The organism is Apibacter mensalis, assembly GCF_001418685.1.
Taxonomy (GTDB): domain Bacteria; phylum Bacteroidota; class Bacteroidia; order Flavobacteriales; family Weeksellaceae; genus Apibacter; species Apibacter mensalis.
Genome location: NZ_LIVM01000002.1, coordinates 45,756 through 68,910, shown reverse-complemented (window position 1 = coordinate 68,910; position 23,155 = coordinate 45,756). Strand labels below are relative to the sequence as shown.

At 28.5% G+C, this 23,155-nt stretch carries 18 protein-coding genes and 1 tRNA gene; 7 read left to right on the top strand and 12 right to left on the bottom strand.

Annotation, left to right across the window (positions count from 1 at the left end; translation table 11 throughout):
• Nucleotides 1-83 precede the first annotated feature (83 nt).
• A complete protein-coding gene (locus ASC36_RS01640; RefSeq protein WP_055424747.1) occupies nucleotides 84-1,640 on the bottom strand; it encodes a Do family serine endopeptidase in 1,557 nt (518 codons plus the stop codon).
• 229 nt (nucleotides 1,641-1,869) lie between these two features.
• Here ASC36_RS01640 and pdxY point away from each other — a divergent pair, with 229 nt between their 5' ends.
• Complete coding sequence (pdxY, locus tag ASC36_RS01635; protein ID WP_055424746.1) at nucleotides 1,870-2,730, top strand: pyridoxal kinase PdxY; 861 nt, start codon at nucleotides 1,870-1,872, stop codon at nucleotides 2,728-2,730.
• Between the two features lie 812 nt (nucleotides 2,731-3,542).
• On the opposite strand, the gene ASC36_RS01630 is transcribed toward pdxY, so the two are convergent.
• Both ASC36_RS01630 and ASC36_RS01625 read right to left on the bottom strand, forming a co-directional pair.
• Complete coding sequence (locus ASC36_RS01630; protein WP_055424745.1) at nucleotides 3,543-3,755, bottom strand: heavy-metal-associated domain-containing protein; 213 nt, start codon at nucleotides 3,753-3,755, stop codon at nucleotides 3,543-3,545.
• Between the two features lie 755 nt (nucleotides 3,756-4,510).
• Complete coding sequence (locus ASC36_RS01625; protein ID WP_055424744.1) at nucleotides 4,511-9,562, bottom strand: T9SS type B sorting domain-containing protein; 5,052 nt, start codon at nucleotides 9,560-9,562, stop codon at nucleotides 4,511-4,513.
• A 409-nt stretch (nucleotides 9,563-9,971) separates the two neighbouring features.
• Between ASC36_RS01625 and ASC36_RS01620 the strand changes: the two genes are divergently transcribed.
• Nucleotides 9,972-11,171, top strand: a complete 1,200-nt coding sequence (locus tag ASC36_RS01620; protein ID WP_055424743.1) for a DegT/DnrJ/EryC1/StrS family aminotransferase — start codon at nucleotides 9,972-9,974, stop codon at nucleotides 11,169-11,171.
• A 91-nt stretch (nucleotides 11,172-11,262) separates the two neighbouring features.
• On the opposite strand, the gene ASC36_RS01615 is transcribed toward ASC36_RS01620, so the two are convergent.
• Complete coding sequence (locus tag ASC36_RS01615; RefSeq protein WP_055424742.1) at nucleotides 11,263-11,577, bottom strand: hypothetical protein; 315 nt, start codon at nucleotides 11,575-11,577, stop codon at nucleotides 11,263-11,265.
• A 2-nt stretch (nucleotides 11,578-11,579) separates the two neighbouring features.
• Entirely contained in the window at nucleotides 11,580-12,575 is a 996-nt protein-coding gene (locus ASC36_RS01610) for a cation diffusion facilitator family transporter (protein ID WP_055424741.1), read from the bottom strand.
• Nucleotides 12,576-12,823: 248 nt separating this feature from the next.
• On the opposite strand from ASC36_RS01610, the gene ASC36_RS01605 reads away from it, so the two are divergent.
• From ASC36_RS01605 to ASC36_RS10600, 3 genes are all read left to right on the top strand, one after another.
• Complete coding sequence (locus ASC36_RS01605; RefSeq protein ID WP_055424740.1) at nucleotides 12,824-14,170, top strand: MATE family efflux transporter; 1,347 nt, start codon at nucleotides 12,824-12,826, stop codon at nucleotides 14,168-14,170.
• Complete coding sequence (locus ASC36_RS01600) at nucleotides 14,167-14,454, top strand: hypothetical protein (RefSeq protein ID WP_055424739.1); 288 nt, start codon at nucleotides 14,167-14,169, stop codon at nucleotides 14,452-14,454. Before ASC36_RS01605 ends, ASC36_RS01600 begins: the two co-directional genes overlap by 4 nt.
• A 470-nt stretch (nucleotides 14,455-14,924) precedes the next feature.
• Complete coding sequence (locus tag ASC36_RS10600; protein ID WP_156332301.1) at nucleotides 14,925-15,101, top strand: hypothetical protein; 177 nt, start codon at nucleotides 14,925-14,927, stop codon at nucleotides 15,099-15,101.
• Between the two features lie 148 nt (nucleotides 15,102-15,249).
• Here ASC36_RS10600 and ASC36_RS01595 read toward each other — a convergent pair whose 3' ends face one another.
• Entirely contained in the window at nucleotides 15,250-15,684 is a 435-nt protein-coding gene (locus tag ASC36_RS01595; protein ID WP_055424738.1) for a hypothetical protein, read from the bottom strand.
• Between the two features lie 3 nt (nucleotides 15,685-15,687).
• Entirely contained in the window at nucleotides 15,688-16,347 is a 660-nt protein-coding gene (locus ASC36_RS01590; RefSeq protein ID WP_055424737.1) for a hypothetical protein, read from the bottom strand.
• A 292-nt stretch (nucleotides 16,348-16,639) separates the two neighbouring features.
• Here ASC36_RS01590 and ASC36_RS01585 point away from each other — a divergent pair, with 292 nt between their 5' ends.
• Nucleotides 16,640-17,608 (top strand): hypothetical protein, encoded by a 969-nt coding sequence (locus ASC36_RS01585; protein ID WP_055424736.1) that lies wholly within the window; start codon nucleotides 16,640-16,642, stop codon nucleotides 17,606-17,608.
• Between the two features lie 483 nt (nucleotides 17,609-18,091).
• Here ASC36_RS01585 and ASC36_RS01580 read toward each other — a convergent pair.
• The 5 genes from ASC36_RS01580 to ASC36_RS01560 form a co-directional block, all read right to left on the bottom strand.
• Nucleotides 18,092-18,167, bottom strand: a tRNA-Met gene (locus ASC36_RS01580).
• A 399-nt stretch (nucleotides 18,168-18,566) separates the two neighbouring features.
• The gene (locus tag ASC36_RS01575) at nucleotides 18,567-19,253 is read right to left on the bottom strand and encodes a hypothetical protein (protein ID WP_055424735.1); all 687 of its coding nucleotides are present in this window, start codon (nucleotides 19,251-19,253) and stop codon (nucleotides 18,567-18,569) included.
• Between the two features lie 82 nt (nucleotides 19,254-19,335).
• On the bottom strand, nucleotides 19,336-20,352 hold the full coding sequence (lpxK, locus tag ASC36_RS01570) for a tetraacyldisaccharide 4'-kinase (RefSeq protein ID WP_055424734.1): 1,017 nt from the start codon (nucleotides 20,350-20,352) through the stop codon (nucleotides 19,336-19,338).
• A 28-nt stretch (nucleotides 20,353-20,380) separates the two neighbouring features.
• A complete protein-coding gene (gene murB, locus ASC36_RS01565) occupies nucleotides 20,381-21,409 on the bottom strand; it encodes a UDP-N-acetylmuramate dehydrogenase (protein WP_055424733.1) in 1,029 nt (342 codons plus the stop codon).
• Entirely contained in the window at nucleotides 21,406-22,605 is a 1,200-nt protein-coding gene (locus ASC36_RS01560; protein WP_055424732.1) for a pyridoxal phosphate-dependent aminotransferase, read from the bottom strand. Before ASC36_RS01560 ends, murB begins: the two co-directional genes overlap by 4 nt.
• Before the next feature lie 215 nt (nucleotides 22,606-22,820).
• On the opposite strand from ASC36_RS01560, the gene ASC36_RS01555 reads away from it, so the two are divergent.
• Nucleotides 22,821-23,102 (top strand): YtxH domain-containing protein, encoded by a 282-nt coding sequence (locus ASC36_RS01555; RefSeq protein ID WP_055424731.1) that lies wholly within the window; start codon nucleotides 22,821-22,823, stop codon nucleotides 23,100-23,102.
• The last annotated feature ends 53 nt before the right edge of the window (nucleotides 23,103-23,155 follow it).

Genomic DNA, 23,155 nt, shown 5'->3' with positions numbered 1-23,155 from the left:
ATAAAAAATTGCAACTTTTTAAGTTAATTAAAAAGTTGCAATTCAATTTACTAATTAATTATATACTAATCACTATGCGTTTTTTATTCCATTTTAAATCCTCTTCGATAAATTCTACCATAAGGATCAACATATCTAACAGAAACAGTCCCTTTATAATTTTTTAATATTTTTTCAATATCTTTTTCACTATTAACAGGTTTATCGTTTACCTCCATCAAAATATATCCTTCGCCAACTCCTGCTAATTTTAGTTTTCCATTAGAATCAATTCTGGTTACTACCATACCGGATTCTAAACCATAGTTAACTTTCTGGTCATCACTCAATTCTTGAAATTCAGCACCCAACTTTTCGGCAACACTTAAATCGTTTTTAGTTTTAACAGAAGTACCACCTTTTGCATCTTTAATTCTTACATTAAATGACTTATAGGATTCGTCTCTTAAAACAGTAACTTTGACTTGATCACCCGGTCTTTTTTCTCCGATAATTCCAGAAAGTGTAGGAAAGTTTTTAACATTGGTTCCATCAATTTGCTTGATAATATCTCCTTTTTTCAAACCGGCATCTTTAGCTCCCCCATCATTTTGAATTTCGGTAATAAGTACTCCTTCTTGAGATTTATAATTGGTTTTGTTTTGTAGATTGTATTGTTTAACTGCAGAATCATCACTTAAATCTAGAGCCCCTATCCCCAAATATCCACGCTGAACCAAACCATATTTACGAATATCTTCAACTACTTTTTTAGCTATGTTGGAAGGAACAGCAAAACTGTATCCTTCAAATGTTCCGGTCCCGGAATGAGAGGCAATAGCAGTGTTAATACCTATTAGATCTCCGTTTGTATTAACTAATGCCCCCCCACTGTTACCGGGATTTACCACTGCATCAGTTTGAATAAAAGATTCTATAGGACTTCTGGAATTTGAACGTAATAAATCCAAACTACGACCTTTAGCAGAGATGATACCAGCAGTTACTGTTGAAGTTAATCCAAATGGATTTCCTACAGCTAATACCCATTCACCAACTCTTACGTTATCGGAATTATAGAAATTTAAAAAGCTAAGCCCTTTTTCATTTATTTTTAATAGAGCAATATCTGAATTTATATCGGTTCCGACTAAATTGGCAATATATGTTTTTTGGTTGTTAAGAGTAATTTCAATTTTATCAGCTCCATCAATAACATGGTTATTAGTAACAATATATCCATCACTAGAAATAATTACCCCTGAGCCTAAACCATTAGGAGTATCTTTTGGATTTTGTTGTTGTCTTTGTTGACCTTGGGAATTAAACGGATCACCAAAAAAGAAATCAAATGGATCTAATGAACGTCGTTGTTGTTGCTGCATATAGGAAGAATAACATTTTACGCTTACTACGGCATTTACTGTTTTTTCTGCTGCAATGGTTAAATCAGGAGGATTTAATCCAACAACGCTATTGGTTGTAGTAGCTGAAGTAAAATAAGCTTTTTCGTTATTAGTAGAATTTTTAAATATTTCAAAATCGTTTAAATTCGAATTTTTTGTTATAGAGGAAATTGCGCCTGCAGAAATTAATCCACCTAGCATACCTACTAAAATATAAGAACCTATTTTTTTAATTTCAAACTTATTTTTTTTCATAGTACAATTTAATTTAAATAAATACTGTAATTTTTTATTTCAAAAGTAATACCAAATTTCAATTATTTTGCTGCTTTAACGGTTTTTAACAAGAAATTAATCTTTATTTATATGGTTTATTAATTTTTTACCCTTCATCATTAAATATATATATATTGAACAATTCTTTTAAATTACTGCTTATTGCAGATTAAAGTTTATAAATTTGTATATACTAATTGTAAAACTAATGAAAAATATTTTATCTATCCAATCTCATGTAGTGTATGGCCATGCCGGAAATAGTGCGGCTGAATTTCCAATGCAACGTTGCGGGGTTAGAGTATGGTCATTAAATACGGTACAATTTTCAAATCATACGCAGTATGGGCAATGGACGGGTGATGTAATGTCTGCAAAACATTTGCTGGATATTGTACAAGGAATTGACAACATCCATCAATTAAAGAAATGTGATGCAGTTTTAAATGGATATATTGGCTCTCCTGAACAAGGAAAATCAATTTTGGAAATAGTTAAGAAGGTAAAAAAAGAAAATCCGGAAGCCATTTATTTTTGTGATCCTGTTATGGGGCACCCGGAAAAAGGTTGTATCGTTGCTGCCGGTGTATCGGATTTTTTCAAAAATGAAGCGATGGGAGTAAGTGACATTATGGCACCTAACTTATTAGAATTGGAAATTTTAACCGGTAAAATGATTACTTCGGTTGCTGAAGTGATTTCTGCTGTTGATATAATCCATAATAAAGGAGTAAAAACAGTACTAGTTAAGCATTTAAGTAGGGCAGGGTATCGTTCAGATAAATTTGAAATGCTTTTATCTACCTCTGAAGCGAAATGGCATATATCTCGTCCTTTAGTTGATTTTGGGGTTCGTCAACCGGTTGGAGTAGGAGATCTTACCTCCGGTTTATTACTAACTAATATGTTGTTAGGAAAAACTTATAAAGATGTATTAGAACACACGACAGCAGCTGTTTATGCCGTTATGTTAGAAACTCATAGACAAGGAGAATATGAATTGCAAGTGGTTGCAGCTCAAGATGAAATTGTAAATCCGACACAAATGTTTGAAGCTGTTAAATTATGATTTGTTAGCAATAGAGTTTTCAGTATGATTTATTCTAATTTACTTTATACTATTTGCCAATGTTCCTATTTAATAATTTGATTTAAATTAGGATAAACTGATAGTACAGATACTTAGCCTAACTATTAATTTATTTTTTAAATCTTAAAAAATTGGAAATAATTACATTACATTAATAATTTATAAATTTTAATCTTTTATATAATAATAGGTTCAAATAAGATCTCTATTTATTAGACTCAATAATATTTTCTGGATAGTCTTAATAATGTTAAACAAATCATTAAGTTACGTTTCAAATAGTCTTTCTGCAACGATTTTGCATATTGCATAGACTATCTTTTTCGTTATTTATTAGAATGTAGTTCTTTACTGCATAATTAATATAAATTTTTTAGACGATCTTTTTCAGCATGGATTTTAATTACAAATATTTTTATAAAATTTCGATAGATCGATCCAGTTATTCCAGAAATATCTCTATGTATTTTTTGTAAAATTTTCTACATGGATATTCCGTTTGAATGTTCCGCTAATAAATTATGAATAATAAATTATTATGAAGGCATATCCAACTTTTCGATAATACAATTTTCTGTTAAGTAGATTCTCATGTAGATTTCCTAATTAAAATAATTGGTAAGCGATAAAATTTTCTTGATCCTAGTTGTCATTGATAGGTGAGTTACATACAAAATTTTTTAAAATGTAAAGTTAAATTAAAATTATAATAGGATTAAAAATATAACTTAGATATTAATAAAAAGAACCTTTATTTTTTTTAAGGTTCTTTGAGCAATTTTATTGAAAAACTAAATTTTTTCAATAGAAAAACCAGCTTTTTTTACTGCACTTAGTATATCTTCTTCTGTAGCTCCATCCAATTGTACAGATAATATTTTATCTGGATTGGACGTGTCAACTTGCCATTTTGAAATACCTTCCACTTTAGACAAAAATGGAGTTACTGCTTTTACACACCCCCCACAATCTATATTAGTTTTAAACTTTAATTCATTTTTCATTTTTTCATTTAATTTATTTGCTATTACAAATTTAAACTTAAATTAATACTATTAAATTATATAATTCTGGAAACTTTTTATAATGAATAATAAGGTAAATGAAATGGAAAAGTTATTTCAATCAATCGACATGCATAAATATATTCAGAAAAATGTATTATTTTTATTCATAATGATTTTATGTTTCATATAAAGAATTAAATGAAATTTGTTAAAAAACATAAAAGAAAATTTTCCAAATAACATATATCTCTGATCTTTAAATCATAGAAGCTCAACAATCGCTATTATTTGATAAGTATAATTTCAACGAGATCGTTTTTAAATTAGGTTTTGAAAATTATTTTTATTTTTACTATAAAATGATATAAATATTTGAAAATGAGTAGTAAATAATAAATATATACATTTCACCACTCTATTACTTCTTAATTATTGGTCGTGTCTATAAAAATTTTAATTTAATGGTTTTAAATTTTTAATCTTATCTACTTTTATATAAGACTTCTGATTGATTTGACCGAGTTAGAATGGTTTATTTTTATGGATAGCAAGCTATAAAATTTAATGTTATAACATCAGATCTTATAATTTCTTACCTAATTTACATTAATTATTATTTCTATTGAAGTTGTATAAATTAGATTAAATTCATAAAATATACAGACATATAATCTTAGTATGTAAATTAAATAATAAATTATATGCCTGTAAATGTTTTAAAGATTGAAATTTTTATGAGAACAATTCATCAATTAATCAACTTGGTTGTTATGGTTTCTTAAAGCTATCCAGCCGGTAAATTGTCTTCCATCGGCAATATCGATAACGTACCAATAGGATGTAGTTGGTAAAGGGCGACCTAAGTAATATCCATTCCATACAAAGCAAGTATTAGAACTTTGTGAAAATACCACTTTACCATATCTGTCAAAGATTTTAATATGAGAAGGAAGTGAGTCAAAATGTTCTAAACCACATAATCTCCATGCGTCGTTGAAATTATCTCCATTAGGAGTTATCACATTATTTATTTTAAATAAAACTCCTTTCCTTTCAGGAGAAAAGCAACCATTGGCCAGTGATCTGACATAAAAAGTATATATGCCCGGTTGTAGATTATAAAATGTATTATTGGATTGCCAATTTTTATTATCTATTGAATACTCTAAAGGAGCATCCCCTTCGGCAATGACTGTGATATAATCATTACCTTCCCTTAAATCAGTGATTTTTGTTTTAGGATATTCCGTTACATTCGTTGTATAAGTATACTTACATCCTTTTGTATTGGTAATGGTTACCGTATAAATTCCTGCTTTAGAAATCGTAATAGTATGCTTGTCATATCCTTTTTCTCCGGTGCTCCACTCATAAAAATCTTTCGGGTTTTTTGTGTCTGCAAATAGTTTGAGGGTGCCATTGGGACATATTTTCAGATCTTTTTGCAATATGCTCACCGGAACCGGTAAAACTTTAAGATTTAGTATGCTTAATGAAGGGCAATAATCGGGAGAGGATACACGTATATATACTTTATCATGATAAGGTACTACATTTTTATAGTTATACGGATCTAATATAGGATGGGTTTGATTTTGGGCATCGGTTAAGTTACTAAAATACTCAAAGGTAGCTTTTGGATCATTAGTTATAGATGAATTTTTTGTAGTAATATTAAATAATGTTAATCCATCAAAATCATCATCACAACTTTCAATTTCAATAGAATTGGAATTAACTTTTATTTTATCCTTGGTGTATAAAGTTACCGTTCTTATGGAACTACATCCATAGTTATTGGTTGCTTTTAAAACTATTTTTTCATTAAAACTATTAACAGTATAGGAATGTATATTTTCAATTATGTTAATGTCTTTTGTGGCATCTTCAAGAGTATGGTAATAAGAAAAAGTATACCCTTCAGGGTTGAATATTACCGTATAGCGAAGTTCATCTAAATCTATCTTATATATACCGTCAAAGTCTTTATCACAAACTAAATACTTAGCATTAATGAGTTTTGGAAGAGGTTCCAAATTAATTTCTAAATATCTGACCGTATAACAACCGGTAGTAGGATTGTCCATACGAATCCAAACATAATCTTTAGCCAGTGTTACAGAATAACGATCAGGGTTTTTTATAAGAGTTTGTACATCTTTATTGTTGGCTCCTTTTTCCGTTTTATAATAATTTATGATTAAATTTTGTTCAGAAGTGAGTAAAATTTCAGATATATATTTAGTTAAATTTACATATTCTTGCATATCTGAACCTTCATCGCAAATATGAATTTTTTTATTTTGAGCCAGTGTCTTTTCTGCACTATTAAATGTTAATTCAGCTATGGAAAAGCATCCGAATGAATTTGAAATTCTAACAAAAATGGTGGAAGGAAATTTTTGAATTACGTATTCTTTCGTATTATAAATCATTAGTTTATTGTTATAAGCGTTTTCGAAAGAGGTAAAATAGGAATAATTGTAATTTGATTTTGAATCATCAATTAAAAAATCTTCATACAGGGTTAAATTAACTATTTCCGTATCATCCGCATTATTGTCACATATTTCTACTGTTTTATTATGAACTAGAGGAGATGATTTTAATGTAAATCCTAATTTTTGAATCACCTGACATTCATTCCCGGAAGAGATTTTAACATACAATTCCGTTGAGCTCTTAATAGTATGCTTGATCAGATTATTTATATTATTTAATGCATCTTTTTCAGTATAATAATAGGAGAAGGTAAAACTTTGATAATTATTAACTAAATGAGAATTTAAATCACTCAAAATTATTTCTTCTTGTTGATCATTATTAAAATCACATATTTCTAAATTTGATTTCAACACCTGAGGAAATGGATTTAATTTTAATTTCAAAGGCTTTACCTCATAACATTTTGTTTTTATGTTAGTAAAACGCACAAAAACTGTAGTTGTATTATAAAGAGAAAATGAGGTGGGGTCTGAAATTTTTTCATTATTATTTTGGTTTTGAGCGCCTTTTTGAGTAAGATAAAATTCCATTGAAACCTGGGTATTATCTATACCACTCTCATCAATAGCAGAAATTAAGTTAACGGTTTTGTTATGACTATTATCGATATCACATATCTCTATCGGATTTAAATCTGAGACCATTACAGACTCAAGTAAATTTATTTCTACCGGTACGATACCGGGACAACTTTTTTCATAATCAGTTCGCACATATACTTTATTATCATGAGTTATACTTATGGGATATTGATTTATATTGTTTATTGGATTAGTTTCTTTAAAAGCGTCGTTCTCAGATTTATAAAATTTCACTGAACTATAATCGGATAAATTTAAATAGCCTATCAAATCGTTCAAATTGTAGTTTTCTATTCCATCATTGTTTTTATCACATAGAGAAATATTTTGCAATTCGGATAGTTCTAAAGATTTTAAAATCAGATCAATTTTATGAAAGAATTTACAACCGTCATCAACTTTAATTTTTACGTAAATAAATTTATGGCCTTTTATGATTGTTTCTGTAACGGGATTAGTTTCATTATTGTAATCCTCTAAAGTTTCATAAAATGCTATTGAGGAAGGAGGATATCCGGCAAGAAAAATGGGTCGTAATGTATTAAGATTAAAATTACTTTCCCCTGAATTATTTAAATCACACACATTGTAAGTTGGATCTTTTTCTATTTTATCTCTAATTTCCAATTTTATTTCACGAATATACTCACATTGGGTTCTATTATCATAAAAACGCACATAAACTATTGAAAATGGGGATTTTACGGTGTAATTCCTTAAATTTGAAATGATTTGTGATTGATCTTTGTCCATAGCTGCTTGCCAACTATAATATATTCCGTCAAGAACTATATCGTGCCCGCTTTTCATTTCGTTGTAAAAGTCTAAGAGATTTACATTTATTTCATGCGATTTATCATCACATACATATTTATGCATATTTTGCACTAAGGTATTTTTAAAAGTAAAAGATAAGGTATTGATAGAAGAGCAATATCCGGGACTGGATATAACCACATAAATTATTTCTTCATTTTTTACCGAATATGAATCGGGATTTAGTATAGGATTTTTGTTTTGTAAAGCATCGGATTTGGAATTATAATAGTTAAAAGAGAGTTTTTCGTATCCCGTTATAGAGGTTTCATATAATCTTAAATTATAAATTTCTTGACCATTTAAATTTTTATTACAGAGAATAATTTCTTGAGGTCGAGAAACTATCGTTTTTTGAAATTTGAAAGTCACAGGAATTATCGAAAAGCAGTCATTAAATTCTTTATTACTTGCTTTAGCATATACGGTAACTGTCGATGACAGGGAAAGGGTGCTAATTGGATTAGTTCCATTAAGAGCATTAGTATAGGAATCAAAATAATCTAGAGTCATCCACTCTTCATATCCCTTAATTTGATCATTATAATTGTTTAAGTATATTATTTCGGAATCATTAGTATTATTACTGCATATAATTATAGGTTCCATTTCTTTAAGTCTTGGTTTTCTTTTTAAGTGTACTGTTATGACCGAAGTAGAATAACATTCTTTACCTTTTGAAGCACGTAAATAAAAAGATTTTGAATTTGAAGTTATGGGATAGGAATTTAAATTAAATATGGGATTTAGCCCTGAGTTGGCATCTTCCATATTCAGATGTAATGTAGTAATAATATCCGGATTGGTTTCGGAAGCTTCTTTCATCAATTCCTCCAAATCAATTATTTCATTAGGATTTGTTCCTTCATAACATTTATTTACTATCAAGTCTTTCACTTTGGGATAGTCCGGTGAAAAGATAATTTGAAATTTATCATTGAGGGTAACAGGCGTACATCCGGCATAAGATACATTGACATAATAGGTAGTAGACTCTTTAGGACTAATTTCAGAAGAAGAAAGTATTGTTTGATTGGAATCTCTCCATTCTACGTTGGGTATGGTAACAGTGCCTTGAGGGGAAAATCTCCATGCTTCATTATGGGCCTCCCAAATTCCGGTGTTTCTTTTTTCGGGTGAGATACCCTTAGAGCCGTCGGAGTTGGAAATTCCAATAAGAGCCCTTTTTTCATTACCAATATCACAAGTTAAAGGTTTGTCTTTAATATATATTTCTATAACATTAGTAGTTTCATAAAGTATTATTTGCAGGGTCGATTTTGAATATTCACACCCAAAATGATTCATATTATAATAATTGATAATTGTTTTTCGGAAGGGCATTAATCCTGTAGTATACATAGTAATTTTACCACAGTCAGAAGTGCAACCGAATACATCACCATCATTGGTCATATCGTGGTAAGCTCCAAATATAGTATTATGCATTAAATTAGGGCTAGGTAAGGATCCGGCTATGGCATAGGGACATTCTGTTCCTGCATATTGAGTATCAAAGCTGATCACTCCATTATCTCCTAAGATTATGGAGTTATAGATATTCCCAAAAAAACAAAATTTAAAAGGAAGATTTTGTACATTACTCCATTTATCATCACTATCGATTGTAATTTCTTCGCCATCAGAAAAATTCCCGAACGGATTATAGGGAATAGATGTAACGGTATATGAAGAAGTGCTTCTAAGTTCCGGATATTCAGCCTTTAATAGAATTTTATGATTTTCATTAAACTTATAATTACAATCAATGGTTACAGGACTCTTGTTGTCATTATGATCTTTTATTGTCACCGAAGGTGTCGTCATAATTTGGGCAGGGGTTAAATTGAATATTCCAAAGAATATCAAAAAGAGAAAATGGTAAGGAGCTTGTGTGCTCATATTCTTTTTAATGTTAATGTTAGTATAACAAAGTTAACAATTTTTAACTTTTATTTTTATGTAATTACAATTTTTTTCTCAAATAAAATAAAAATCCATGATGAAAAATTGAAAATATTTCAATATTTCCCAAATTGTTATTTAATAAAATTTTAGAATAAGTAAATTAATTAATGATAGTTAACATACCACAAATAGATCTTATATGTAATCGAAACAATATAAAAAAGTTTTATTTCCTCTTGTCTTATATAACAATACATTTAAACAACTACGAAGAGTAAAAATTATAATTTTATACAGTCCGGTTATTAACGTTTTTTTATTTGTTTTTTAAAGATTCTTTTCAGTCATTTTGTTACCTTTGTTTAACATTTTTTAAAAAAAAATAATATAAAATACTTTTATTATGCCAGGATATGAGCTTTGGGGTGAAGAGGAAAAAAAACACCTGAATGATATAATTGAGAGTGGTATTCTTATGCGTTATAACTTTGAGTCTGTACGGAATAATCATTGGAAAGCAAGGGAGTTTGAACAGGCGATTCAAAAAAGAATGCATGTAAAGCATGTTCAGCTAACCAGTAGTGGTACTACAGCTTTATTGACTGCTTTGAATTCTGCCGGAGTTGGAGCCGGAGATGAAGTTATATTACCAACCTTTACTTTTGTGGCTAGTTTTGAGGCGGTTCTAAGTGCGGGAGCTATTCCGATTTTGGTGGATATCGATGAAACATTAACCATGGATCCAAAAGCAGTAGAAAAAGCTATATCTCCCAGAACAAAAGTAATTATGCCCGTACACATGTGCGGAGCCATGGCGGATGTTTCAGCTTTAAAGGAATTAGCAAAAAAATATAATTTATTATTAATTGAAGATGCCTGTCAATCTTTCGGGGGTACCTATAGAGGAAAATACCTCGGAACTATAGGCGATTTAGGGTGTTTTTCATTTGATTTTGTTAAAACTGTAACTTGTGGGGAAGGAGGAGCTGTTTTAACTAATAAGGAGGAGTATTATGTGAATGCCGACCAATATACTGATCATGGACATGACCACCTCGGAAATAACAGAGGAGCAGAAAATCATCCCTATTTAGGATTGAATTATAGAATCTCTGAATTACATGCAGCTGTTGGTCTGGCTCAATTTGAAAAATTAGATAAAATACTTTCTATTCAACGTAAAAATAAAAAAGTATTGAAAGATGCTCTAAAGGAAGTTGATGGAGTTAATTTCAGAATATTACCGGATGAAGCCGGTGATAATGCTTCTTTTTTAAGTATATTTTTACCGAATAAAGATTTGGCCAAAGAAGTATCTCTTGAATTAAGCAGTAAAGGTATAGGAAATGCGTATTGGTATGATAACAATTGGCACTATATTAGAAAATGGGATCATTTAAAATTATTAAGAACATTAGCACCTCTTTATAAAGAACATAAAGAATTATTACCCAATTATGCCAATGCAGATTTTTCACAATCTGATGTTATTATTAGCAAAACGGTAACTATTCCTATTTCTTTATTATGGACAGATGAAGAATTGGCAAAAAAATCAGAAATTATAAAATCTATAGTATCTAATGTTTTAGCTAATAAATAATACTATAAATAATATAATAGTTTTAGAAAAGAAAAGCTGCTACCAATAATTGGAGCAGCTTTTTATCTTTTTATAAATTTAATTGTTTAATTTATTTGGAAAATTCACTAGTTAAAATCTTACTTCTGTAACTACCAAGGATAATAAATATAAGAGCGAAAAAAACTATTTTAAATGATGAGTAAGAATAATTTTTCCACATAAGATTTATCCATTTTGAAAAAGGAATTTCTCCGGAAAATAAAAATTGGGAAGTGTAATGATTATCTACAAAACAATGAAGTATAAAATCTACCAAAACCATCAAAAGTGAAAATATACCAACAAATATTATGATATACCCGGTTTTTCCTAAAGACTTAAAAACGGATTCTTCTATACATAAAAAATTTTTTTTCTTACTCATATTTATTTATCTAAATTATGGCGATTATCCATCTCTATATTTTCCTTTGTCCACAAAATCTCCTTATCAAAAAGGTATTTACGATAAGGGCAATTTGCCTTTTTACAAATTTTGCAAGAAATAGTTTCGCAACAATCATCTACGTGAACAAACATTTCAAAACTATTACCAAAATTATCAATAATAACCTTCTTAAGTTTATCTAATTCTTGATGAGCTTCCCTTACATTAAAATACCAAGGTAAAGTTAAATGACAGTCCAAATGTAAGCTGCTGCCGTATTTAATAAATCGCACATTATGTATATCAATCCAATTAGGATTTCTATTTTTATTTAAAGTTTCAACCAACTGAACAATAAGCTCTTCATCTGCTTCATCCATAATACCTGCTAAGGATCTACGAATAATTTTTAACCCGGTATAGATGATAATCATAGCAAAAATTAGGGCTATCAAACTATCCAGCCAGTAGATTTTAAAAAAATATATAACCCAAAGACCTAAAACAAGACCGATAGTGGAATAGGTATCTGATTTTAAATGCTCACCCCCCGATATTAAAGCCAAAGATTTATTTTTTTTACCTTTTCTAATTGCTGTAACTCCCAAAATATAATTAATAAATCCAGCAATAGCAATTAATAAGATCCCAGAATCCAGCTTTTTTATTTCATGGACATTGAAAATACCAATTACAGATTCATAAATGATTGATATTCCTGCTACAGTAATAAGGCTACCTTCAATTCCCGCCGAGATAAATTCAATTTTACCATGTCCATAAGGGTGATCTCGATCTTTTGGCTTAGAGGATATATAGAGACTGTATAAAGAAAATAGGCCCGCAGCAACATTAATAATACTTTCTAAAGTATCAGTTAAAATTGCTATAGACTGAGTAAGCTGCCAAGCAATAACTTTAATAATGAATAGTGCCGTTCCGACAATAACCACAATTTTTTGAAAAAAATAATTTTCTTTTGCAGGGGTATTCATGCATTAGTGTATTACATTTATAAAGGACATAATGCCCGGCTCTTCAAAGGTACATCTTTTGTTTTGTACATTCAGAAATTATTTTTAGAATTTTTAAAGTTGACTCTTATATAAAACAAAATGCTATTAATAATTTTAATTATGTTGAGTAATGTTAAAATTAGTTAAGTATTTAGTATAAAGATTCATAATTTGAATTAAACGAATTTCTGTAAAATTACTATCTTTGCAGGCTCTAATAAAAACAAATGGATCTGAAGGGACATTTTAAAGCAAATATAAAATTAGCACTACCTGTTGTTATAACTCAATTAGGTCAAGTTTCTGTGAATTTTATTGATATAATTATTATAGCTAATTTAGGCGAAAGGGCAGTAGCCTCATCTTCATTGGCAACCAGTTTATTTTTCATATTTTTGGTTTTCCTTTTAGGATTTTCATACTCCATGTCGCCTCTTATATCTTCCTCAGTAGCTAATGGAAATACAGATAGGGTAAAAAAAATATTTACACATGGAATGGTTCTGAATGTGTCTTTGGCCTTAGGGGTGATTCTTTTACTTGAGTTATGCTCTCCGTTGATGTATGATACTGGACAAGATGTCTCTGTTATTCCCGATGCAATTACTTTTCTTAATATAAGTGCATGGAGTTTACTGCCTTTAATGATTTTTCAGTCTTACAGGCAATTTTCTGAAGGTATTTCCATGACTATTTTAGTTACTGTGGCTACAATTATATCTAACATTGTAAATATTGTATTGAATTTTGGGTTAATTTATGGATATTGGGGTTTGCCAGAGATGGGGTTAAAAGGATCTGCAACGGCTACTTTATTGGCACGTATTTTAATGATGTGCATTATTATTGTGGTTTTATACAGTAATAAAAAATCTTTATTTTATCTTAAAGGCGTTCAATGGAAAAATTTTCAAGCAGCCTATTTTCGTAAACTCATATCAATAGGATTGCCGTCATCCTTACAATCCTTATTTGAAATAAGCTCATTTGCCCTTGCAGCTTTTATAGCAGGGATGCATAGTTATTTAGATACTTCAGCACATTCTGTAACTTCCAATTTAGCATCTATAACTTTTCAGGTATGTACCGGTTTCGGTGTGGCGGCAACAGTGAGGGTAGCAGGGTATTACGGAGTAAAAAATATGGCAGATTTAAAAAAAGCCGGAATGGCAAATATTTATTTGGTAGTTGGTTTTATGACGATATGTGGTATACTTTTTATAATTTTTAAAGATCAGCTTCCTTTGATATTTTTTGATGAAAGTAAAATTGAAGTTATATCCATAGCGTCCAAATTGGTCATTTTAACGGCGTTATTTCAAATATTTGACGGAATACAAGTGGTAAGCTTGGGGTGTTTACGAGCCATGAGGGATGTTAAAATTCCTACTTTAATTTGTTTTATAGCGTATATTGTATTGGCAATTCCTATTGGTTATTATTTATGTATTAATCGAAAACTAGGAGCTGTAGGAACCTGGGTAGGATTGTGTATTGGATTAGGATTTGCTGCCGTAATGTTATTATGGCGTTTTCATATTCTTACCAAACATAAAAATAAATTCATAAAATGATTTCAATTTATATAGAAAATAGTTCGAAATTATTTTCTATTAAAAGAGAAGAGGCTTTACCCGCATTAGAATCGCAAGTATTGGAAATTTTTTCCAAAATCAATTCATTTGAAAACGCCTTGTTGGGGTTGTTGATAGATACTGCATTGGAAATAAAAATTCAATCGTATAATAAATATATATGGAAAGTTGAGAGTATAGATATACCCCATAATAAAATTTCTTTGAATTATTATTCCGCTCAAAGAGTTATACTGTTGATTAAAAATATTTATGCAGTTTAACTTACTCTAAAATATTTAATTTTCCCGTAAAATTGTATCTAAAAATTCAAATTTGAGGTAGGGAAGAAGTTTTTTAATTAATTTCAGCAAGCTATAAATATCAATCCGTAATTCATGTTACTCCGTTGAAGTATTGCTTTCCAATGAAAACAAAAGAATTTGATAAATAGTTAGCATTGAAAGAATAGTCAACACTAAATGTTTGTAACTTCCCATATCCATATTTATAAATTGTTTAACTTGCTCTTTTTTTAATTTATTGATCCAATCTTATATATATTTAATAGAACTTGTTATTAACAATAATTATATTTTTTATAAGTAAATTAATTATAAATAGATAAGATAAACTATTATTACACATAATTCGAACAGAAGTATTCAAATTGGAATCCAAAGAAGAAATTAAAAAAGATATACTTTCTTAAAATACCTGTGGATGCGATAGAAATTTTAATGATGAAGGCTCTTTGAACTTTATTGCAAATACGGTTGAAACTTTTCATTATAGATGTATATTTAATCCTATTGGAAAAATCATTGAAATTTATACCGAAAAAGAAGAATTATATAAGGGAAAACAAAAACCATATGAACGCATGATTCAAGAAAAAAATGATTTGATAGATAAGTTATTGAATACATAAATTTGTTTTGCATTCCTTAGGAATACATCTAATTTTATTAGGTAGTTACCGGATATTTATAGTAGTAAAATGATTGAAATTTTACATAATAATTTTCATTAATAATTGTAAATTATCCATTAATTATTAAAAATAGGTAAGTAATAATTTAAAATTCAGCATCTTTATCCCAGATAAAATGGTCAATAGGTTTCCACCTGTTATTTATTTCTTGGTACCAAATAGTTAAATTTTGTTTAACGTTTATTTTCCATGTAATTTCTTTTATTTTTATATTATTATTTTTGATTTCTTCCTCTTTAAATAGATTCAATAATCCTATCCGAAATTCAGTTATAAATCCTCCTTCTTTACCGAGAATAAAGGTTTCGTCTTCAATGGGCGGATATGCTATGGTAGCATCTTCCATAGGCATATTTTTTATCCGTTCATAAGTAATGAGCTTAGTTTGCATTCTATTTTGTGATTGGATTGATTGATATTTTCTTGATAAGCTTTTATTAATATTTCTTGGATTTTTAATTTGAGATTTATTACAAGAGAATGTAAGTAGTATTAGTAATATTAATAAAACATTTTTCATAATTTAGACAATATAAAAAGTTGTATTAGGAATCATAGTATTTAATTGGACTAAAATATAATCTAAATGTCTGTTTCGTAACTCATTTCCAATATTCATAATGCTAAAATAATCTAATCTAAATCCACCGTTTACTCTGTTGTCTGCACTATATTCATCTCCATGCACACTTTTTCTTCCTTTTAAAGCATGATAACTATTACCAATTGTATGCCCGAATTCATGTGATATAGGATATTGATAATAACTAGTTCCTGCATAGACACCTTTACCAATCAATTTAGTATCTTCTGTATCTAGATTAATAATTCTTTCATTCCATTTAACATTACTTCGTTCAAATCCTCCCGGAGCAATTTTAGTAATATTAACTTTCCAATGAGAGTTCAATAACACCCATTTGATATCAAAATTTACCGTAAAAATAGTATTTTTATGTTTTAAAGCAAAAGAGGAAGTTCCTTTCACTTTCAGTTTAAAATATCCTCCCCAGTTTTTCCAAATTCTAGAATCAGCCATTTCATGAAATTTTCTTTTTTCAGTTAAAGTCCAGGGAGTAACCTTAGTTAACCAATTATATTCCCATTTTTCCTGAATACAAATGATATTTCTATCTTCTTCAATATAAATATCCATTCTATCCGTATATTTGATAATATTCATTAGTATTTTTAATTTATCAATATATAAATATATGTTATATAAATAAGTAAAAATAAATTTGTAATTGCTATATATTATTCCTGTTTTAGTATTTTATTAAATTTTAATGATTTTATTTTTTTTATGTAAATTTTTATTCGCTGTTTTATCACTTCACAAAAATTAAAATTTATTTTCAACTGTTTATAACTTCTTAATATCTTTTTATAAATACATGAAGTTTATCTTGGATAATCTTTTTAATTTTATCTTTAAAATTAGTTCTTTTACAAAACAATCATATAATTTTAAAATGGATAATAAATTTTTAAATCAAGAATATTTAGAATTACATTACTTTTTTAATGATAATTCTCATTCCATGGATGCTATCATTTATAATAAAAATATTGCAGAAATTTTAAAAGTTATAGGAATAATAGCTGATTCATTTAAAATTGAAGTTAATATTGAAATAGAGCCAGTAGAAGAAGGCGGACTAATTTCTTGGTTAAAAATAATTACTAAATCACCTAAAGAAAATTCTGTATTATCTGCAATTATAATCACATTAGCAACCTCATATTTTGTTAATACACCCAGTGAAATGATTCTTAAAATATTTGATCATTATATTACTTCAGAATTATATCAAGAAGAAGTAAAAAATAAAAAATTAGACAATGAAACAAAGCAAATTAATAATGAGATAAAAAAACTTGAATTAGAAGAGCTAAAATTTAAAATTGAAAATAAGAGAATAGAATTATTGCAAAAAAATGATACACTTAAAGAAAATATTGATGTAAAGAATAGTGTTTCAAATTTTTATAAAAATTCAGATAAATACAATAAAATAGATAAAATAGGTTTTCAAATATATAACTTTAAAAAAGAAGCACGAACAGAAGAATTTATAGTTGATAAGTCGCTCTTTAAAAATTATATAGTAACAAATGAAAAATTAGAACCGCTTATTGAAAATAATGTAATAATAGAGATCGTTTCGCCTGTTCTAAAAAAAGGAGCTAATTATACATGGAAAGTTTTAATAAATGGTAATAGAGCTAATGTAAGAATGGAATCAAATAAATTTAAAAGCTTAATTCAAGCAGGGACAATTGAATTTAAGAATGGTTCAAAAGTAATTTGTGAATTAGAAACTAAAAGAAGATATGATGCTAAAGGCGAGATAAAGGTATCATCTTATAATATTTTAACAGTATACAAATATATTATAGATTCAAAAATTATTGATATAGAAGAGGAAAAAAGTGTCTAAATCCAACACAATTATAGCCTAGCTATTACTAAACTAACATAATAAATATTAATATAATTTAGTTTCTTATATAAAAACTAAATAAGCATACTTTAGCTAACTTACAATTATCTTAAATAAATGTATGGTTATACAAAAAGTATTAAAATATTTATGAGAATCCATTCTTTATTTCTATATGGTAATCTAACCAATATAGAAAACATTGATAAGCCACAATCCCCGGTCTTTTAAATATTTTCATTAAAATTTAATGCATTATCATTCCCTCTCAAAGGCGTATTAATACAATTAGATTTAGTAGCTTAAGTAGACAGATTATCCATTTTACTTAAACTGATTTCTCCTTACTGAGTGCAAGCAAAATATCTCAGATTAAAAATAATAATATGCAAAATTAAATATCAATAATTATAAAAAAGATTTAGTTCATTGATGAATACAAAAAAGAGAACCAGTTTTCTGATTCTCTTACTTGTTACTTGGTAGCGGGAACAGGACTCGAACCTGTGACCTTCGGGTTATGAGCCCGACGAGCTACCTACTGCTCCATCCCGCGATGTTTGTGATTGCAAATATACAATAATTTTCATTCAATACAAATATTAATTAAAATTTTTAAATTAAAAGGTAAATATTTTTACAATTTGAGGGGGATTTATCAGGTTAAGAGAGAGAGTCAATACTAGAAATTAAACTATATCAATAACTTGAATATTAAAAGTGAGAAAATACCTATACTAACTTTAATAAACTTATAATAGACTTATATAGGTATGCGTAAAAAATTTATAAATCTGTAAAATAGAAAGATTATTTATTGGTAAATATAGTTAGAGGTAAATAGAATCAAAAATAATTCGACTTTCTAATTTCCTTTTTGTTAAAAAAAATTTCATTATAGTAAATGTCCGGAAGGTTCAACCTTTTAAATTAAATAAAATGAATAAGCGTTTCTTTAAATCAATTTTTGCAAAGCATGGAAATCGTTCCATTTACCTTTTGCTGCCAATTCTGCAAGTTGTGGCCAATTGTTTGGGGTGTGTATACGATAAGAAGCTCCTTCATAGAGTTCAAGAATATTTTTTAGCGATTCAACAGATTGTTGAGAAAGTTGTTCCCAAGTATAGATACCACTTTCATTTAAAAAGAATTCAATTCGTTCACCGATACCTTCAATAACTTTTAAATCATCTTTTTTTATTAGAGCGTTGATTTTATTATCGTTATCTTCTTTTTCTTCTTCTTTTTCTTTAGCATAGATGGGAGAGAAGCTCTCAATTGTATTTAGCTTCCTTCTTCTAATTTTTCCACCGGTATATAAAACTTTCATTGTTTCTATCTTATCAATGTGAGTGGCTATTTCGTTTTTTAACTGTTCATTTTCTTTTTCTATTTCTGTAAAATATTTTCCCTCTTTTTTACCGAACAACAAACCTATAAAATAAAAAAGCAAAGCAGTAATTAATAAGGGTATGAACACCACCGAAACTGCTTTTAAAAAAGCTTTAGTATTTGGGTCATTACTACTTAAATTTAATTTGATTAAATCTAAATTTTCAATCCATATATACCAATAACCAGCTCCTAAAATCCATATTATTCCTGTAATAAGAAAAACCCAAAATAATATTTTTTTATTCATGTAAAGGTAAATTAAGTTATAAAGATAAGGAAATCCATTAAAATATAGATAATTATCTATTTTTAAAATTTTAATTCTTTTTTTATCCGACGAATTTATTAATTAGCTTTTTAAACTCTTCCGGTCTATCTAATTTAATATTTATAGGAAGATAAAACAGGAAATCTTTAATTTGTTGAAAATGCTTTAAACGCATAAAGTCTTTTTCAGTAGTTAAAATAATAGCTTTTTCATTTAAATTTTGATATGTTTTTTCGATTTCCACAATATCGAATTCAGAAAAATTATGATGATCTTTAAATTGTAAATGGGTAACCGATGAAAATTTTTCCTCTGCAAATTCCAATATATCTTGATACTTAGCAATCCCCGTTACCAAAAGGATATGGTAAGAGAGCAAATCATCAATAGGTAAAGTAAGGGTAGAGGATATGATTTGTTTTTCATATATGATAGTGGAAAAAAATAACGATTGATAAGGTTGTAAGTTTAATTTTCTCTCGATAACCCTTTTATTTTCATCAGCTAAATCTTCGGGGCATTTCGTTACCACTACTATTTGAGCCCTTTTAGCTCCGTATCTTCCTTCACGTAAACGACCTAAAGGCAAAATTTGATCCTCGTAGTACGGATGACTGTAATCCGTTAATAGAATATATAAACCGGCTTTTACGTAGCGATGTTGAAAAGCATCATCCAGGATAAAAAGATTAGGGTTGAAATCTTTAATTAGATTGTCAATTCCATGTATTCTCTTTTCATCTACACCTACAATAATTTTATTTTTAAAACGTAAAAAAAATTGCATAGGCTCATCTCCAATATCTTCATAGCTAGTTGTATAATTTGCAAAGTGGAAGCCCTTAGTTTTTCTACCATAGCCTCTGCTCATAACGCCTATAAGATGAGAGTCTTTCAACAAGTCTATAAGGTATATTACGAAGGGAGATTTACCGGTACCTCCAACGCTTAAATTTCCAACTGTGATAATTGGTTTTTTATAACTTTTTGATTGTAAAAGTCCCCAATCAAAAAATTTATTTCTAATATATGTAATCAGCCAGTAAAGACCGGCAAAGGGATAAAGGAATATCTTCATATTTAAATTATGAAGCAAAAATATAAATTTATAAAATGATATTTACTTCTCGCTCTAATTGAATATTAAAAATTTTATTAACATCCTCTATTATAGAATTGGATAATGAAAAAATTTCTTTTCCGGTAGCAGTACCCAAATTAACTAAAACTAGTGGTTGTTTTTCGTGTACTCCGACATTCCCTATTTTTTTACCTTTCCATCCGGTCTTTTCAATTAACCATGCAGCAGGAAGCTTAACAAAGTCATTAGAAATAGTATAGAAGGGGATATTCGGGTAATTTTCTCGAATTTTAATTAATTGATAGATCGGAATAATAGGGTTTTTAAAAAAGCTTCCTGCATTTCCCAAAACTTCAGGATCAGGAAGTTTCCGTTTTCTGGTTGCTATTATTTGATTTCTTATTTCTTTTAGGCTTGGTTCAGATATTTTATCTTTATTAAGCTCATCCATTATATCTCCATAAGATAGTTTAAGTTTATGTTTTTTAGTGGTTAATTGAAAAGTTACTTCAAGAATAACATAGTTATTCCTACCCTCATTTTTAAAAAAAGACTCTCTATATCCGAAATTACAATCATCGAAAGAAAAAATCTCAATTTCACGAGTTGTAAGATTAAGGGCTTTAAGTTGGTAAAAAGAATCTTTCATTTCAACTCCATAGGCACCAATATTCTGTATTGGAGAAGTTCCTACATTACCGGGGATTAATGATAAATTTTCCAATCCACCGTAATTCTTATTTATGCAATAACTAACAAAAGAATCCCAATTTTCACCGGCCATACCAGAAACAAAAACTTGGTTATTATGATTACCTAAGGTTTCTTGAATTCCTTTTAAATTAACTTTAATAACTAATCCGTTAAAAGTTTTATTAGTAAATAAAATATTGCTTCCACCCCCAATAAATAAAACGGGCAATTTATTATTTACAGAAAAATTCAAAGCTTCATTGAGCTCTTCCAGTGTAAATATTTCTGTAAAAAATCTACAAATTGCGGATACATGAAAGGTCGTAAATTTTTTGATATCAATATTTTCCTGAATAATCATTGAAGTGTATTATATTTTTCTAAGCCCTTTTTGATAATTTTAATGGATTGGGTAATGTCATCTTTATTTATAACATAAGCAAGTCTGACTTGTCTTTTCCCATGTTCTTGATTGGAATAAAAACCTTGTGCAGGAGTAAGCATAACTGTACCGTTCTCATATTCAAAATCTTTTAACATCCATAGACAAAAATCTTCTGCATTTTCAACCGGCAATTCTACGGTACAATAAAAAGAACCTTTAGGTTTAGGACAAACAACCCCCGGTATTTCATTAAGTAGTTTTACTAATAAATCTCTTCTTTCTGAATACTCTTTTTTTACATTTTCAATATAAGAAATAGGTTGCTTATGTGCAGCATTCGCAATAATCTGACCAATTAAGGAAGGGCTCAAACGAGCCTGTGCAAATTTTAATGCAATTTCCAAAAATTTTTTATTTCTGCTAACTAAGAAACCACAACGTATTCCGCAAAGACTATATCGTTTAGATTCCGAATCAATTACAATTACATTTTCCTTAAGCTCGGGAAATTCCAGTACAGAATGGAATGGTAACCCATCATAAACATATTCTCGGTATACCTCATCAGAAATAAGAAATATATCGTGTTTAACCGCAATATCGGCCAATTTTTGTAATTCTTCTTTAGAATAAAGATATCCTGTAGGATTACTCGGATTAGTAATTAAAATTGCACGTGTTTTGGATGTAATTAATTCTTCGAATTTCTCAATATCGGGTAGTGAGAATCCGGTATCAATAGTTGAAACAATTGGTACAATAGTAACGCCAATAGATTCGGCAAAACTATAGTAATTTGCATAAAACGGCTCCGGAACAATAATTTCATCTTCATTGTCACATAAGCAACTTAAAGTAAAAGATAATGCTTCTGAACCTCCATTAGTAATTATAAAATTATCTCTGGTTAAATCTTCAAAACCTAAAGAGTGATAATATTCTTTTAGAGTCTCCTTGTAATCAAAATTTCCTTCAGAAGGGGTATATGCAAAAATATCTAAATCTATGTTTTTTAAAACATCTATTGCTGTTTGTGGAGATTTGATATCCGGCTGACCAATATTTAAATGGTATACATGTAATCCTTTCTCTTTAACTTTTACTGCATAGGGAGCTAGTTTTCTAATAGGAGACTCAGGCATATTTAAACCTCGTGAAGAGAACTTTGGCATAATTTTTTATATTGTTTTGGAAATTACAAATTTATTGAGTAAATTTGTTTAAGGCAACAAAAAAATTAAAATAAGTTTCAATAATTTATGATAGCTAAAACAAATTAGTGTTAAATTATATAGTAAGCTGAATAATTATAAATCTTACTTATTTTAAGCATATATTGGATTAAAATTTAAAAATAAAATTATAATAATATTTAATAGTAATTAATATGGGAAATAAAAATGCTCAAAATGTTTTAACCGGCATGATTTTAGGTGCTATTGGAGGCCTGCTTGCAGGAGTTTTAATAGCACCTGATAAAGGAAAAAATACCCGTAAAAAGATAAAAAGTAGAGCAGAAGATTTGGGTGATAGCCTTAAAGATTCTTATCATAAATATAAAGATGAGCTGAGGGAAGGGTATGATAAGTACAAAAAAGAGTTTAATAGAAAAAAAGAGGAAAAAATTGATCATCTTGCAGAGGAATACGATGAATTGACAAAAAAATAAGTACTGAAAATTAAAAAGAGTCTGTTTTAATGACTCTTTTTTAGTTTTACCAC